This is a genomic window from Streptomyces sp. NPDC040432 (assembly GCF_055595445.1).
The window spans coordinates 308667-322476 of the sequence record NZ_JBVIVP010000006.1; the positions used below are offsets into that span (position 1 = coordinate 308667).

Annotated in this window: 15 protein-coding genes; 9 read left to right on the forward strand and 6 right to left on the reverse strand. The window is 73.4% G+C overall.

Annotated features, from left to right (window positions below):
• Positions 1-61: 61 nt before the first annotated feature.
• The 7 genes from ACZ58N_RS16645 (at position 62) to ACZ58N_RS16675 (ending at position 5647) form a co-directional block, all read left to right on the forward strand.
• On the forward strand, positions 62-724 hold the full coding sequence (locus ACZ58N_RS16645) for an NADPH-dependent F420 reductase (protein WP_471159755.1): 663 nt from the start codon (positions 62-64) through the stop codon (positions 722-724).
• 228 nt (positions 725-952) lie between these two features.
• Positions 953-1156 (forward strand): cold-shock protein, encoded by a 204-nt coding sequence (locus ACZ58N_RS16650; RefSeq protein WP_030228921.1) that lies wholly within the window; start codon positions 953-955, stop codon positions 1154-1156.
• A 164-nt stretch (positions 1157-1320) separates the two neighbouring features.
• Entirely contained in the window at positions 1321-2082 is a 762-nt protein-coding gene (locus tag ACZ58N_RS16655; protein ID WP_471159758.1) for a hypothetical protein, read from the forward strand.
• A 47-nt stretch (positions 2083-2129) separates the two neighbouring features.
• Positions 2130-3563: a VWA domain-containing protein gene (locus tag ACZ58N_RS16660; RefSeq protein ID WP_471159761.1), complete on the forward strand. Its 1434-nt coding sequence runs from the start codon at positions 2130-2132 to the stop codon at positions 3561-3563.
• A 31-nt stretch (positions 3564-3594) separates the two neighbouring features.
• Positions 3595-4185 carry a HutD/Ves family protein gene (locus ACZ58N_RS16665; RefSeq protein ID WP_471159764.1) on the forward strand — a complete coding sequence of 197 codons (591 nt, stop codon included), beginning with the start codon at positions 3595-3597 and terminating at the stop codon, positions 4183-4185.
• Between the two features lie 64 nt (positions 4186-4249).
• Positions 4250-5140 (forward strand): RNA polymerase sigma-70 factor, encoded by an 891-nt coding sequence (locus tag ACZ58N_RS16670; RefSeq protein ID WP_471159766.1) that lies wholly within the window; start codon positions 4250-4252, stop codon positions 5138-5140.
• 267 nt (positions 5141-5407) lie between these two features.
• The gene (locus ACZ58N_RS16675) at positions 5408-5647 is read left to right on the forward strand and encodes a DUF6296 family protein (protein WP_471159769.1); all 240 of its coding nucleotides are present in this window, start codon (positions 5408-5410) and stop codon (positions 5645-5647) included.
• A 164-nt stretch (positions 5648-5811) separates the two neighbouring features.
• Here ACZ58N_RS16675 and ACZ58N_RS16680 read toward each other — a convergent pair whose 3' ends face one another.
• Complete coding sequence (locus tag ACZ58N_RS16680) at positions 5812-6357, reverse strand: DUF4188 domain-containing protein (protein ID WP_471159772.1); 546 nt, start codon at positions 6355-6357, stop codon at positions 5812-5814.
• Between the two features lie 101 nt (positions 6358-6458).
• Between ACZ58N_RS16680 and ACZ58N_RS16685 the strand changes: the two genes are divergently transcribed.
• Complete coding sequence (locus ACZ58N_RS16685) at positions 6459-7103, forward strand: MerR family transcriptional regulator (protein WP_471159775.1); 645 nt, start codon at positions 6459-6461, stop codon at positions 7101-7103.
• Positions 7104-7178: 75 nt separating this feature from the next.
• On the opposite strand, the gene ACZ58N_RS16690 is transcribed toward ACZ58N_RS16685, so the two are convergent.
• Entirely contained in the window at positions 7179-8453 is a 1275-nt protein-coding gene (locus tag ACZ58N_RS16690) for an amidohydrolase (RefSeq protein WP_471159778.1), read from the reverse strand.
• A 175-nt stretch (positions 8454-8628) separates the two neighbouring features.
• On the opposite strand from ACZ58N_RS16690, the gene ACZ58N_RS16695 reads away from it, so the two are divergent.
• Positions 8629-8802: a thiazolylpeptide-type bacteriocin gene (locus ACZ58N_RS16695; protein ID WP_037917023.1), complete on the forward strand. Its 174-nt coding sequence runs from the start codon at positions 8629-8631 to the stop codon at positions 8800-8802.
• Between the two features lie 69 nt (positions 8803-8871).
• On the opposite strand, the gene ACZ58N_RS16700 is transcribed toward ACZ58N_RS16695, so the two are convergent.
• The 4 genes from ACZ58N_RS16700 to ACZ58N_RS16715 form a co-directional block, all read right to left on the reverse strand.
• Positions 8872-10833, reverse strand: coding sequence for a TOMM precursor leader peptide-binding protein (locus ACZ58N_RS16700; RefSeq protein WP_471159783.1), 1962 nt, complete (start codon positions 10831-10833; stop codon positions 8872-8874).
• Positions 10830-11585 carry an ABC transporter permease gene (locus ACZ58N_RS16705; RefSeq protein ID WP_471159786.1) on the reverse strand — a complete coding sequence of 252 codons (756 nt, stop codon included), beginning with the start codon at positions 11583-11585 and terminating at the stop codon, positions 10830-10832. The genes ACZ58N_RS16700 and ACZ58N_RS16705 overlap by 4 nt, the downstream gene beginning before the upstream one ends.
• Complete coding sequence (locus tag ACZ58N_RS16710) at positions 11582-12541, reverse strand: ABC transporter ATP-binding protein (protein ID WP_471159789.1); 960 nt, start codon at positions 12539-12541, stop codon at positions 11582-11584. The genes ACZ58N_RS16705 and ACZ58N_RS16710 overlap by 4 nt, the downstream gene beginning before the upstream one ends.
• Before the next feature lie 149 nt (positions 12542-12690).
• The gene (locus tag ACZ58N_RS16715; RefSeq protein WP_471160129.1) at positions 12691-13788 is read right to left on the reverse strand and encodes a peptidase M50; all 1098 of its coding nucleotides are present in this window, start codon (positions 13786-13788) and stop codon (positions 12691-12693) included.
• Positions 13789-13810 lie beyond the last annotated feature (22 nt).

Sequence of the window (13810 nt, forward strand, 5' to 3'; positions counted from 1 at the left end):
GCGGGATGCTCGCACGGTTCGAACGGACGTCATGGTGACACCGGTACGCACTGGAGAGCTCATGAAGATCGGCATCATCGGCGCCGGCAACATCGGCGGCAATCTCACCCGCAGGCTCACCACCCTCGGACACGACGTGGCGGTCGCGAACTCCCGGGGCCCCGAGACCCTGACCGCCCTGGCCGAGGAGACCGGCGCCACGCCGGTCACCGTCGCCGAGGCGGCCCGCGACGCCGAGGTCGTGGTGGTCACCGTCCCCCTCAGGAACGTTCCCGACCTGCCGTCCGGCCTCTTCGACGCGGCCGCCGAGGGCTTCGTCGTCATCGACACCGGCAACTATTACCCGAAGCAGCGCGACGGCCGCATCGCGGCCATCGAGGACGAGGGGCTGACCGAGAGCCGCTGGACCGAGGGACACCTCGGCCACCCGGTGATCAAGGCCTTCAACGGGACCTATGCCGAGGACCTCCTCACGCGGCCCCGCCCCGCCGGTGACCCCGAGCGCATCGCCCTGCCCGTCGCCGGGGACGACGACGACGCCAAGAAGACCGTCCGGAACCTCATCGACGAACTCGGCTTCGACACCGTCGACGCCGGCGGGATCGACGACTCCTGGCGGCAGCAGCCCAACACCCCCGTCTACGGGCTGCGCGCGGGAACGGATGACGTCGCCACCGCCTTGGCCGAGGCCTCCCCGACCCGCAGCGAGGAATTCCGAGCCTGAGCCGGACGGCGTACTCCGGACGTGGTAACTCTCCGTTTTCACCAGGGCTCTCTGTGCTACGGTGCAGTCCAGTTGCGGGTGTGGTTCCCAAATATTTCAAGTGCTCCTTCCGGATTGCCCGGGGGGCGCACTTTTTATTTCCGGATGCTTTTCGGACGGGTCAAACATCACGTCGACTCCGGTGTCCGCACGGTGCGGCCCCCGGCACAGCCCCGAAGGAGAATCCAAATGGCATCCGGCACCGTGAAGTGGTTCAACGCGGAAAAGGGTTTCGGCTTCATCGAGCAGGACGGCGGCGGCGCCGACGTGTTCGCCCACTACTCGAACATCGCCACCCAGGGCTTCCGTGAGCTCCAGGAAGGCCAGAAGGTCAACTTCGACGTCACGCAGGGCCAGAAGGGCCCGCAGGCGGAGAACATCGTTCCCGCCTGACCTCCGGGACGCGCAGGACGAGGGCCGGGGGCCCGCATCATCGGTGCGGGCCCCCGGCTCGTCGCGTTCCCGTACCGTGACCGAAGCGTCACCGCCCGGACCCGCGCCGGCACCCCGCGCCCTTGCTACGTTCTCCCGCACCCGGAGCCCGCAGGAGGCAGCCCATGCACGGAGGACCCCGTCTCCTCGTGACCTCGCTCGTGTTGCTGCCCGTGCTGCTCATGGGGTGCGCCGAATCGGCGACGACACCGGCCCCCGCCGATCCGGCCCCGCCCGCGGGCACCACCGGTCCGGCGCCGACCGCACCACCGTCCCCCGCCACCTCGGCGGACGTCCCCACCGGCCCCACCGCCTCCGCCTCCGCGACCGTTCCGGTCGTCGCGTCGCCGGCGTCGCGTCCACCGGGCGGCGATCCCGTGACGACGAGCCCGCCCGTCCCGCCGCCGGTCCCCGCCACCCGCCTGACCATGTCCGTCGACACGCCGGGCGGCCGGATCCGGCTCGTACGGGGCGGCCCGGCCCAGGAGTTCACACTGACCCTGCGCAACGGCAACACCCGGTCGTACGCCCACCTGTTGCTCACCTTCCAGATGGAGGCCTTCGGCCCGTCGCCCGGCGACCGTCCCGGCCCGACCCGATCCGTCCTGCTCGAACACCGGGACCCGACGACGGGGCGCTGGAACCCCGCGGAACTGCGCATCGCCAACGACCTGCGCCCTTTCCACCTCCACGAGGGCGGCTCGCCCCTCGACCGGGACGCGGTGCGCACCGAGCGGTTCCGGCTGCGCGCCACGGTCGGCGGGCCCACCGGGAGTTCACCGCTGGAGGTCCAGCTCCTCGACACCGACGCCCCGCCCGGCGCGGGCGAGGCCCGCGAGCGGCCGGCCCGGATCTCGCTCCCGCACACCACCCGACGGGCCTCCTGAGTCCCTACCGCTACCTGGAGCGGCACCCTGCGGGCAGACTGTCCGTCGTGACGACACTGAGCAAAGGCGCCAACCTGCCCGTCGCGGCACCCTCCGTCCGCGCCGTCCTCGGCTGGTCCGCCGGACCGGGCGTACCGGACGTCGACGCGTCGGCGCTGCTGTTGACCAGCGGCGGGCGCGTCCGTTCCGACGGCGACTTCGTCTTCTACAACCAGCCGAGACACTCCTCGGGATCCGTCCGCCACCTCGGCAAGCAACCCGGCGCGGACGCCCTGGAGGTGGACCTGACCGCCCTGGAGGGCGACATCGAGCGCGTCGCCCTGTGCGCCTCCGCCGACGGCGGCGTGTTCGGTCAGGTGCCCGGGCTGCACCTGAGGCTGCTCGACGCGGCCTCCGGAGCCGAACTGGCCCGCTTCGACATGACCGCCGGGCCCGAGACCGCGTTCGTCAGCGGCGAGCTCTACCGCCGGGCCGGTGCGTGGAAGTTCCGGGCGGTCGGCCAGGGCTACGCGAGCGGCCTCGCGGGCCTCGCCACCGATTTCGGGATCACTGTCGACGATGAACCGCCCGCCGCGGTCGCCCCCGCCCCCGCACCCGCCCCCGTCCACCGGCCCGCGCCCGCCCCGGCCCGGTCCCCGTACGCGCCCGCCGCGCCGGCCTCACCCGCCGGACCGCCCACCCTGCCCGGTGGACCGCCCACCGAGGCCGCCGTACGGCTGGTCAAGGGCGAGGAGTGGCTGCCCGTCGACATGCGCAAGCGGCTCTCGCTCCGCAAGGAGCAGGTCGCCGTCAGCCTGAGCAAGGCGGGTGCCACCGGGGTGACCGCCCGGGTGATCCTCGTCCTCGACGCGTCCGGGTCGATGAGCGCCCTCTACTCGCGGGGCACCGTGGCGAACGTCGTGGAACGGATGGCGGCCGTCGCGGCCCAACTCGACGACGACGGCGAGATGCAGGCGTGGACCTTCGCGACGAACCCGGCCCGGTTGCCCGACCTCGCGATCGGCGACCTGCCGGACTGGCTGCGCCTGCACGTACGCGTGGGCCAGATGAGCCTCTTCGGTCGCAAGAAGCCGCCGAAGGGACTCCAGCCCGGCCAGGTCGACATGCGCGCGGTCGGCTTCCAGAACGAGGAACAGAAGGTGATCGCCGAGGTCCGGGCCTTCGTCCGTACCCAGTCGCCGTCCGTTCCGACGCTGGTGCTGTTCTTCTCCGACGGTGGCGTGTACCGCAACGACGAGATCGAACGCGAACTGCGCGCGGCCGTCGAGGAACCCGTGTTCTGGCAGTTCGTCGGCCTCGGACGGGCCGGATTCGGCGTGCTGGAACGCTTCGACACCATGGCCGGCCGCCGCGTCGACAACGTCGGATTCTTCGCCGTCGACGACATCGACAAGGTCTCCGACCCGGAACTGTACGACCGGCTGCTGTCCGAGTTCCCGTCGTGGCTCCGCGCCGCCCGGCAGGCCGGCATCCTGCGCTGAACGCGCCCCGCCCGAAAGAAGGAACCCCCTCGTGAGCACCCCCGCCGGCCTCAGGATCCTGCGCGCCGCCGACCGTACGGCCGAGCCCTGGAAGAACGGCGGGGGAATCACCCGCGAGATCGCCGCACGGCCCGCTCCATCCGGGACGGGCGACTTCGCCTGGCGCGTCAGCCTCGCCGAGGTGGACGCCGACGGACCCTTCTCCGTCTTCCCCGGCGTCGACCGGACGCTCACCCTCGCCGAAGGCGCGGGCATGGACCTCACCGTCGACGGCGAACGCCACCTCGTGGACGAGCGTTGGACACCACGGGACTTCCCCGGCGACCGCCCGACCCACGGCCGGCTCCTCGACGGCCCCGTGGTGAACTTCAACGTGATGTACCGGCGGGACCGCGCCGAAGCCCGGACCACCGTCGTGCGCGGCGAGTTCGCGCTCACCGCCGTAGCCGGGGAGAGCGTCCTCGTCGTCGCCCTCGACGGCCCGGCGACCGTGGACCGTACGGACGTGCGGGGCGGCCCGCCCTCCCGACTCGGCCCGTACGACGCGCTCCTGGCCGACGGCCCCCTCACCGCCCTCGTGCGCACCGCGGGCCGGGCGGCGCTGGTACGACTGCGGGCCTGACCGCGCCCGGGCGCGGAGGGGGGTCGTTGTTGCCGGTGGGGGACCGTGCGGGCACAATCGCCCGGTGATCGAAACCCCAACCGGCCAGGACGACTTCGCCGAGAACCGCAGGCTCCTGTTCGCCACCGCCTACCGGATGCTGGGCAGCGTCGCCGACGCCGAGGACATCGTCCAGGACGCGTGGTTGACGTGGAACAAGGCCGACCGCTCGGACGTCCGTCACCCCAAGGCGTACCTGGTGCGCACCGTGACGAACCTGTCCCTGAACCGGCTGACCTCCGCCCGGGCCGTCCGGGAGGAGTACGTCGGCCCCTGGCTCCCCGAGCCCCTGCTGACGGAGCCGGACGCCACGCAGGGACAGGAACTCGCCGAGAGCGTGTCGACGGCGATGCTGGTCGTCCTGGAGACCCTCGCGCCCGTGGAGCGCGCGGTGTTCGTCCTGCGCGAGGTGTTCGGCTACTCCCACGGTGAGATCGCCGAGGTGTTGGAGCGCCCCGAGCCGACGGTCCGACAGATCTCCCACCGCGCCCGCAAGCACGTCCGGGCCGGCCGTCCCCGCTACGACACGGACACGGCGGAGCGCGCACGGATCACGGAGCGCTTCCTGAGCGCCTGCGCCGGCGGCGACCTGAACGAGGTCATGGAAATGCTCGCCCCCGACATCACCGCGTGGTCCGACGGCGGCGGCAAGGTCCGTGCCGCGCTCCGTCCGCTGCACGGTCCCGACCGGGTGGCGCGCTGGCTGCTGGGTGTGCTGGCGAAGCCCACCCAGACGCCCATCACCATCGTCCCGACCCCGGTCAACGGCGAACTGGGCCTCCTCGCCCTCACCGGTGGCGCCCCCATGGGCGCGGTCACCTTCGACCTGGAGGACGGCAGGATCCGCAACCTCCGCCTCCAGATGAACCCCGACAAGCTCCGCGGCCTGACCCCACCGGGACCCGACCGGGCGTGACGTTCCGAGGGAGGGCGCGAGGTCCCCGGGACCCCGCGCCCTCCGTCAGGGAGCGCAGGATCCGGCCGGGAGGGGCCCGCCCGGCCTTCGCTGTCAGGGCCTGGAGCAGCGGCAGGATCAGCTGGCGGCGGCCCGTCCCGTCCAACGCCTCGAACCACTTCCCGGCCCCGGCGTCCCCTTCGGCGGCGCCCGCGTGGCCCATCACACCGTGCGCGGCCAGGTGGTGCCCGCCAGCATGGGAGGGCCGGCGGCGACGGGAGTGAGTGGATGAGCGCGGAACGGTACGAACTGGTGTTTCCCGATCACGACGGGACGGGCGAGGACATCGTGGTCGTGGACCGCACCCAGGCGAAGGGTCCCGGCGGTCATCCCGTCTACACGGACGCGACCGGCATCGTGCGCGCCGAGATCAGCGACCGGGGCGAGGTCCGGATGCTGGCGTCGGGCGGCCAGCAGGCGCCGCCGCGCCGGGTCACGGCCCGTCCGCTGCCCGAGCGTCCCGCCTGACGTCTCCGGGTCCTCGCGATGCCTCACGGGTTGCCGCGAAGGACCCCGTACTCAGGTCCGGCCCCGTCCGCACCGCGGTGCGGACCGTCCCCCCGAACCCGGGCCGACCCGGGCGACCGCCCGCACGGGGGCCGACGCGGTCGCCCTCGACCTCGCCCGACCCATCACCGATCGGCGTGCGGGCCGTCCGTCGCGGACGGGGCGTCCGGGGCCGTGGTGGCGCGGTGGGCGAAGCGGTCGGCGGCCCGGCGGCCGCGGCGCTCGATGGGGAGCACCCCCGTGGCGGCGCCCAGACCGAAGGGCGGCATGTCGGCGTAGATCGATTCGTACGAGCCCTCGGGCGAGATGTACGCCTCGTGCCAGATGCCCACGTGCCCGCGCACCTTGCCCTTGCGCTCCATGCGGTTGACGGCCGCCCACACCCGGTGGTGGAGGGCGTCCGGAGCCGCGGCGTAGGCGTACAACTTCTCCCGGGACTCCCAGTACTGGACCACGTAGTACGTGCGCGGCGACGCGGTCAGCAGGACGTGGCCCAGCAGGCCGCGGCTTCGGTCGCGCTTCAGCTCCCGGAGCATCCGGGGCATGGCCGCGAGCACCGGCACCCAATGGTGCGCCGCCCAGAAGTGGTTGATGCGCATCCCGATCAGCAGCACCACGGCGTCGCCCTCGCGGGCGGCGGTGGTACGGCCGGGAATCGGCTTGGCGAACACGCGACCTCCGGTGGTCCGGTGGGAAGGTGGCAGGGTTGGATGGCGACATCGACCACGCGCCGGTGGTTAGATAGTGACGCTCTCCAAGGAAAGGTACAAGGGTGCGGCTGGCCGAATTGAGTGAGCGCAGTGGGGTGTCCACCGCGACGATCAAGTACTACCTGCGGGAAGGGCTGTTGCAGCCCGGCCACCGGGTCACCGCCACCACGGCCGACTACGGCGAGGGCCATCTGGACCGGCTGCGCCTGGTCCGCACGCTCATCCAGGTCGGCCAGGTGTCGGTGGCCGGCGCCCGGGAGGTGCTCCGACACATCGACGACGAGTCCCTGGGCCGCACCATGCGCATGGGCGCGGCCCTGTGGGCGCTGCCGCAGGTTCCCGAACCGGACGAGTCGGACGAGTCCGTCGTCACCGCTCGCCACGAGGTCGACCGGCTGCTGGAGACATTGGGTTGGTCCACCGCCCGTGAGCTCGCCGACCTCTCGCCGGACCACCGCTCGCTCGTCGTGGCGGTCGCCGCGCTGCTGCGGCTCGGCTACTCCTGGGACGCCGAGCGGATGGCCCCGTACGCCCGGCTCATGCACGAAGTGGCCGTCAGGGACCTGGACCACATCGACACCCGTGCGTCGGACGCGGACCGGGCGGAGGCCGCCGTGGCCTCCGCCGTGCTCTTCGACCCCGCCCTCAAGGCCATGCACCGGCTGGCGCAACAGGAGGAGTCGGTACGCCGGTACGGGCTGGACTGACCCGGCGCCACACCCCGGGCGTGAAGGTCTCGCGCGGCCTGCTTCCGGGCCCGCCGCCGACCCGGGCCCTCCGGATCAGTCCCGGCCGGCCCGAGCCCGCCGGGACAGACAGGTCAGTGCGGCCTCCGTGAGCGCCGTGACCCCCGCCGGGAGCGCCGTACGGACGTCGGGGGCGAAGTCCGGGGCGTGGTTGGCGGGCAGCGCCGCCAGCTTGCCCGCCGCGCCCTCCCCGGGCGCCGCGGCCCAGGCCGCCGGACCGATCGAGCCGAGCATCCAGTAGGCGAGCCGCACGCCCCGGACCCCGTGCACCTCCAGCCCGGCGTCGCCGAACAGCCCGAAGTCCTCCGTCGCGAGCGACGGCGGCCACATCGCCACCCGCTGCGCCCCGAACCGCGCCGTGTGGGCGTCCCGGACCGCCGCCGTCGTCGCCGGATCGGGGTGGGTGACGGGCGAGGAGCGCTCACGGACGATCTCCGGCTCCCGGGGGCAGTCCGAGGCGGCGCACTCGGCGCGGACGATCCGCTCCACGGCCGTGGCCGCCCGTGCGAGGGCCGCCTCCCCGGCGGCCCGTACCGTGATGCCCAGTTCGGCCCGGTCGGGCACGATGTTCGCCCGCTCACCCGCCCGGAACGACCCCACGGTGACGGCCACCTGCTCGGACGGGGCCGCCTCGCGCGCCACCACCGTCTGGAGCCGCGTCACCAGGTGCGCGGCCGTCACCACCGGATCCACCGTCAGGTGCGGCGCCCCCGCGTGCCCGCCGCGTCCGTGGACGACGACCCGGAAGGTGACGCTGCCGGCCGTCATCGGCCCGTACCCGTGCGCGACCATGCCCGCCGGCAGCGGCGCCGCGTGCTGCGCGAGGACGGTGTCGGGGCGGCCGACGCGCTCGTACAGCCCGTCCGCGAGCATGGCCCGCGCACCCTCCAGGGTTTCCTCGGCGGGCTGGCCCACCACGATCAGGGTGCCCTCCCAGTGCGGGGCGTCCGGCCCGGCCAGCAGCGAGGCCGTCCCGGCGGCGGCGGCCAGGTGCAGGTCGTGCCCGCAGGCGTGCGCCACCTCGCCCTCGCTCGCGTACGGCAGCCCGGTCGTCTCCCGTACGGGCAGCGCGTCCAGTTCCGCACGCAGCATCACCGTCGGGCCCGCGCCCCGGCGCAGCACCCCCGCCACGCCGTGGCCGCCGATCCCGCGGACGGTCTCGTACCCGTCCGACTCCAACCGGCCGGCGAACCGGTCGGCCGTGCGGGCCTCCTCGCCCGACAGCTCGGGATGCCGGTGCAGGTCCAGGTAGAAGGCCGTCAGCGGCCTGAGGAGCGCGGGCAGTCCGGCGTACGCGGAGGTGACGGTCATACGGTCATCCTCGGACACCCGTTCCGGTCGCGGACGTCAGGGTGCTGACACTTCATGTCAGCGGTGTGACAGGAACGGGACAGGTGATGTGACGGTCGGACCGGCTTTGCTTGAGGCACGCCGAAGCACCAAGGCAACGGGCACCGCCCGGTGACCGCCAACCCAAGGAGTCCCCATGCAGAAGTCGCCTCTGGCCTCGCTCGCCGACGAGATCCTGGAGCTGGAGTCGGAGACCTTCGAGATCTCGGACTACTCGGACGCCAGCGAGGTCGTGCTCGCCGGTTCCACGAGCTGCAGCTCCACCTCGACGTGCTCCTCCACCACCAGCACCACCTCCTGCAGCGCCTGACCCCAGCGCCACACCGATGCCCCGGACCCCGCGCAGGTGGGGGTCCGGGGCATTCGGTTTCGTGCCCGGTCAGGGGAACGGGTGCGGCACCAGGCGGATCCCCTCCCGGGTCAGATCGGAGTCCCGCAGGCCCGCCCGCCGGGCGGCCGTCCGCAGCCGCGGCATGAACGGCGCCCGTTGGCGCGACCAGCCGAAGTCGATCGGCAACAACCCCGGCACGACCGCGCAGACCGTCCGCAGCCCCATCGCGCGCTGCTCCGGCGTCGTCTGGTCGACCACGATCACGTCGTGCCCCGCAACGGTCAACTGCTTCACGCACAACAACAGATCGTCCCGCAGGTCCCCGCCCGCGGGCCGGAGCCGCGACTCCCACTCCCGGTAGAGGTCCGCCATCGGCGCGAAGCCCGTCGGTTCCAGGTACGTCCGCACGTGTGGGGCCATCTCCGGCAGTCCGTACAACTGGGCGTGGTCCTTGAGGTGCTTCACCAGCCCGAAGTCCCGGCTCATCGCCTCCAACTCGCCCTGTCGTTCGGCGACCTGGCCCGGCAGGTGCGGGATGTAGGTCAACACCTCCGAGAGGGCCGCCTCCACCGCCGTCGCCGGATCCAGCGCCGCGCCCGCGCCGAACGAGTACAGACCCGGGCCGCCGTCGCGCCGCACGGCCAGGCCGGTCACCACGGGGACGGCCAGGTCGATGCGGTTGTCGAAGGCGTGGACGTCGTATCCCTGAAGGGCCGCCCGGTCCACCATCATCCGCACCGCCGGCCCCGGAACCGAGGACAGGTCGATCTCCGTCAGGCGCTGTCCGCCGTACCAGGCGAGCAGGAAGGCGTCCCGCTCGATCAGTTCCAGCAGGGCGCCGAGCAGGGCCTCCTCCAGACAGCTGCCGATGGCGCAGCCGTTGGAACACTCGAAGACGAAGTTGTCCGACGCGAGCCCGGCGCTGTAGTACGCCAGCCGGGCCGGCACCAGCACCGGGCGGTCGTCGCGCAGGGAGTGCCCGTACACCCAGGGGATCGGCCGATCCGGGTCGAACGGCGAGACCAGCGGATCGTCGCGGTAGGTCTCCCGGGAGTAGAAGCCGCACTCCGCCGGATCCAGCGCCCGCTCGCCCAGCTCCGCGTACGAAGCGGTGAGCACCGAGGCGCCGGTGCGGCGGTGGGTGCCCGCGTACCGCTCCAGTCCTTCGAGGAAGGCCAGGTCACGGCTGGCCGCGAAGCTGTTGGCCTGCCCGCTCCAGGTGACGTCCGTCAGCCCGGCGTAGCCGCGCATGAAGACGCTCCCGGCGACCGGCGCGGTCGTCGGCGAGGTGACGTTGATCCAGGTCCCCCCGCCGAGCACCCCGGTCACCGGATTGGCCAGCGCCGTCCGCGGCATCGGGTACGAGGAGGCCTTCCGCAGCCGCTGCGCGCCGGGGGCGGGCTTGGGCCGGGACGCGGGCGTGAAGGGAGCGGGGCCGTCTGCGCCGCCCGGCCCGCAGTCGGGGCAGAGCGGGTCGGCTGCGAGCGGGTATGTCCGCACCTGGAGGGTTTCCAGGTCCAGCCGGGACACCTGGGGCAGCGCCCGGTCGGCGGCCGACGGGCCGGGGGCGAGGACGGGGGAGCCGGGCCCGTGGACGGCGGCGTGCAGCGCCGCCGTGGCGTCCAGCGCGTACGGGGAGAGACGGGGCCAGTCCGCGGCGACGGCGGTGACCGGACCGCTGCCCGTCTCCAGCGCGTCCCGTTCGCTGCGGCTGCGCAGCCGCTGCCAGCGCATGGCCAGGCACTGCCCGCAGGCGGGAGCCGAGCCGTCGCCGCCCCACGGGCCGATCAGCACGGCCCGGGCGGTCAGGTGGACGGTGGCGCCCGGCCGCACCGCCGCGAAGGGGTCGCAGGCGCGGGGCCCGAGGGCGTCGTGCACGCCGAGGGTGACCACACGCGGCGCCCCCGGGCCGGTGCCCGCCAGGGCCCCTTCCAGTTGGCGTCGGGCCGTCTCCATGGGGGCGCCATCGGGCGCTTCGGCCCGGACGGGCCTCGACTCGGTCGCCGTCATGACGAGTTGCTCCAACGGAACGTCTTCAGCCCGATGCCCCCGAACAACAGGGCGAAGCCGAGCAGCGCGGCGCAGCCGATGCCGATGGCGGACATCGAGCCCGAGCCGGTGAGGGCCCCGGTGGCGGCGTCGTTGAGGTAGCGCAGCGGCAGCACCCGGGAGACGCCCTGCAGCCAGGACGGCATCATGTCGAGGGGCAGGAAGGACCCGGAGAGGAACGCCATCGGCACCATCATGCAGTTGGCGATCGCGGCGACGGCCTCGGGCGTGTTGGCGTACGTTCCGACGATCACCCCGATGGCCATGAACGCCGTGATCCCCAGGACCAGCGCGGGCAGCACCAGCGGCCAACGGCCGTCCAGCACCAGCCCGAAGCCGGGCAGCATCGCCACGGCCACGAACACCATGGCCTGCACGACGCCGACCACCAGGGCCAGGACGTACCGCGAGGCCAGGACGGTCGTCAGCGGCGTGGGTGTGAGCCGGATCAGGCGCAGCAGGTCGTCGCGCCGCCACTGCATCAGCGTGAAGGCGATCCCGAAGACGGCGGCGTTGGCGACGCCCCACGACATCACGCCGGGCGCGATGTACGAGATGTACGGGCGGCCGCTCTCCTCCACGTCCTGCCCGCTGAAGATCAGGCCGAAGACGACGAGGAAGAGGAGGGGGAAGGCGAAGGTGAAGAAGAGGGTCGCCTTGTCCCGGACCTGGGCCCGGTAGCCGGCGGCGGTCAGTGCCGTGTATGCGCTCATGCCCGGTGCTCCGTGGTGTGTGCGGTGGTGGGGCCCGTGGTGTGGCCGGTGAGTTCCAGGTAGACGTCCTCCAGGGTCGCCGTCCGGGTCATCACCCCGTCGAGCCCGGTCAGGGCGTCGACGGCCTGGAGGACGCGGCCGGGTGCGGAGGTCTCCAGCACCATGGAACCGCCCTGTTCGGTGACGCGGTCCACGCCGGGCAGCGCGGCGGCCTCGTCCGGTGCGATCCGGCCGGCGGGAACGAGCAGCCGGGCCGGCGCGCCCGCGGCACTGACCAACTGGTGGGGCGAGTCGAGGGCGGCGACGCGACCGGCGACCAGGATGGCCACCCGGTCGCACAGGGCCTCGGCCTCGTCGAGGTGGTGGGTGGTGTAGACGATGGTGCGGCCCTCGCCCTTGAGGGCGCGCAGCACCTCCCACAGGTCGCGACGGGCCTGCGGGTCGAGAGCCGCCGTCGGTTCGTCGAGGAAGATCAGCTCGGGGTCGTGGACGAGGGCCGAGGCGATGGCGAGCCGCTGGCGCTGCCCGCCCGAGAGGTTCTCGACCATCACGTCGCGCTGCTCGGTCAGTCCGACCGTTTCCAGGGTGCGGTCGGCGGCGGCGGCGTCCTTGCGGTAGAGCCCGGCGACGGTGGCCAGGTGCTCGCGCGCCGACTGTCGGACGAAGAACGCCGAGGCCTGCGTCTGGACGCCGATGCGCGGCAGCAGCGCCGTGTCGCGGGGCCAGGGGCTGTGGCCGAGCACCTGGACCGTGCCCGAGTCGGCCTGGCGCAGGCCCTCGATGATCTCGATGAGGGTGGTCTTGCCCGCACCGTTGGGTCCGAGCAGGCCGAAGAACTCGCCGCGGTGCACGTCGAGGGAGATTCCGTCCACGGCCTGGCGGTCGCCGTAGCGCTTGCGGACCTCGTGGACGGAGACGGCGGGGGATTCGGGCGGTGGGGTGTGGTGAGTCGTCATGGGCGGTGCGGTTCCCTCGGTGTCGGGACGTGTGTCGGGCGGGAGGTCGGGACGGTGGAGCGGTCGGTGACGGGGGACGAGGACGGGGGAGGAGGACGGGAGGCGGACGGAAGCGGGTACGGGAGCGGGGCGGTGGACGGCCCGCGGGGTCAGGGGCCCGCGCGGCCGATGGCGAGGAGCACGGCGGTCACCACCGTCCCGGCGAGGAGCAGGACGAGCACGGCCGAGCCGATCCCGTAGCCGAGGTAGAGCCGGCGGGCCCGCGCCGGGTACGAGGCCGCCGCCGCCCGGTCGCGCAGCCGCAGCCGGAGGTAGACCGAACTCGCGGGGGCCAGCCGGGTCACGCGCAGGGCGTGCCCGAGGATCGTGTAGCCGTCGAGCGGCGGCAACGGAACCAGGTTGACCAGGGCCTGCGCGCTGCCTAGCAGCAGGAGAGCGCCCAGCACCCGGCCGGTCGCGTCACCCGGCGGCAGGGCCGTCCACCAGGCGAAGAAGGGCAGCAGGAACAGGAGGTTGGCGAAGGCGCCCGCCCCGGCCACGGCCAGCTGGTCCCGACGGCGCCGCAGGTAACGGTAGTTGTCCACGGTGCAGTACATGATCGCGACGGGCAGCCGCCAGCGCAGCCCGATCTCCCCGACCGTCCCCCCGACGTGGCGGGCGGCGACCCCGTGTGCGAACTCGTGCACGGCCGTACTGAGCCACAGCAGGGTGGCCACCGCCACGAGCGGCACCGGGCGGGCCAGCAGCCACCACAGGTCACCGAGGAGGCGGCCGGCGGACGCCGCGAGGACGCCCTCGACGATCAGGCACACCAACAGCAGGAGGCCCAGGACGACCGGCCGCAGCACCGGCCGCAGGAAGGCGTGCAGCCGGGCCGTCGTCGCGTCGGCGTCCGCGACCAGCCGCAGGGTGCCCTTCAGCAGGGTTCCGGTGCGTTGCGGGCCCGGTCCGGGCACCGGCTCGGGGTCCGGACCGCCGGCGAGCAGCCGGCGGCTGCCGAGCAGCCCGAGCAACTGCTTCCAGTTGCCCTCGCCGAGGCGCCGCCCGAAGGCCTCCCCGTACGCCTCGCCGATCTCCGCCAGGCTGCGTGACCCGTCCAGCCGCGAGACCAGGAAGTGCTCCTTCGGCCCGATCTCGAACGATGCCCCGGACCTCGGGTCCTTGACCAGATGGACGACCGCCGCGCCGTTCAGCAGCGGCGGCGACAGCAGGATCCCCGCCCGCAGCGCCGGCCGGTGCCCCAGCATCCCGGAGGGCGCGGGCGACGGG